We start from the raw sequence: 1,171 nt of genomic DNA on the forward strand, positions 1-1,171 counted from the left end.
TTTACTCGATGATCTTTGCAACCACACCGGCGCCGACGGTACGGCCGCCTTCGCGGATCGCGAAGCGCAGGCCCTCTTCCATCGCGATCGGCGCAATCAGCTTCACCGTGATCGACACGTTGTCGCCCGGCATCACCATTTCCTTGTCCTTCGGCAGCTCGATCGAGCCCGTCACGTCCGTCGTACGGAAGTAGAACTGCGGACGGTAGTTGTTGAAGAACGGCGTGTGACGGCCGCCTTCGTCCTTGCTCAGCACGTACACTTCAGCCGTGAAGTGCGTGTGCGGCGTGATCGAACCCGGCTTGGCCAGAACCTGGCCACGCTCCACGTCTTCACGCTTCGTGCCGCGCAGCAGGATACCCACGTTGTCGCCCGCCTGACCCTGGTCGAGCAGCTTGCGGAACATTTCCACGCCCGTGCAGGTCGTCTTCACCGTCGGCTTGATACCGACGATCTCGATTTCCTCGCCGACCTTGATGATGCCGCGCTCGACGCGACCCGTCACCACCGTGCCACGGCCCGAGATCGAGAACACGTCTTCCACCGGCATCAGGAACGCGCCGTCAACCGCACGCTCCGGCGTCGGGATGTACGTGTCCAGTGCGTCGGCCAGGTTCATGATCGCCACTTCACCCAGCTCGCCCTTGTCGCCTTCCAGCGCCAGCTTGGCCGAACCCTTGATGATCGGCGTGTCGTCGCCCGGGAAGTCGTACTTCGACAGCAGCTCGCGCACTTCCATTTCGACCAGCTCGAGCAGCTCGGCGTCGTCCACCATGTCGCACTTGTTCAGGAACACGATGATGTAAGGCACGCCAACCTGACGGGCCAGCAGGATGTGCTCACGCGTTTGCGGCATCGGGCCGTCAGCGGCCGAGCACACCAGGATCGCGCCGTCCATCTGCGCCGCGCCCGTGATCATGTTCTTCACGTAGTCGGCGTGGCCCGGGCAGTCGACGTGTGCGTAGTGGCGGTTAGCCGTTTCGTACTCGACGTGCGCGGTGTTGATGGTAATACCACGTGCCTTTTCTTCCGGCGCTGCGTCGATCTGGTCGTACGCCTTCGCTTCGCCGCCGAACTTCGCGGTCAGAACCGTCGTGATCGCTGCCGTCAGCGTGGTCTTGCCGTGGTCAACGTGACCGATCGTGCCCACGTTCACGTGCGGCTTGGTCCG

Annotated in this window: 1 protein-coding gene; it reads right to left on the reverse strand. The window is 63.1% G+C overall.

Features of this window, described 5'->3' with window-relative positions; genetic code table 11:
* Position 1: 1 nt before the first annotated feature.
* The coding region (gene tuf, locus BHE01S_RS35810) for an elongation factor Tu (protein ID WP_243413452.1) at positions 2-1,171 on the reverse strand (1,170 nt) is incomplete at its 5' end.

Origin of the sequence: Paraburkholderia heleia NBRC 101817 (assembly GCF_000739775.1) — a bacterium.
GTDB lineage: Bacteria > Pseudomonadota > Gammaproteobacteria > Burkholderiales > Burkholderiaceae > Paraburkholderia > Paraburkholderia heleia.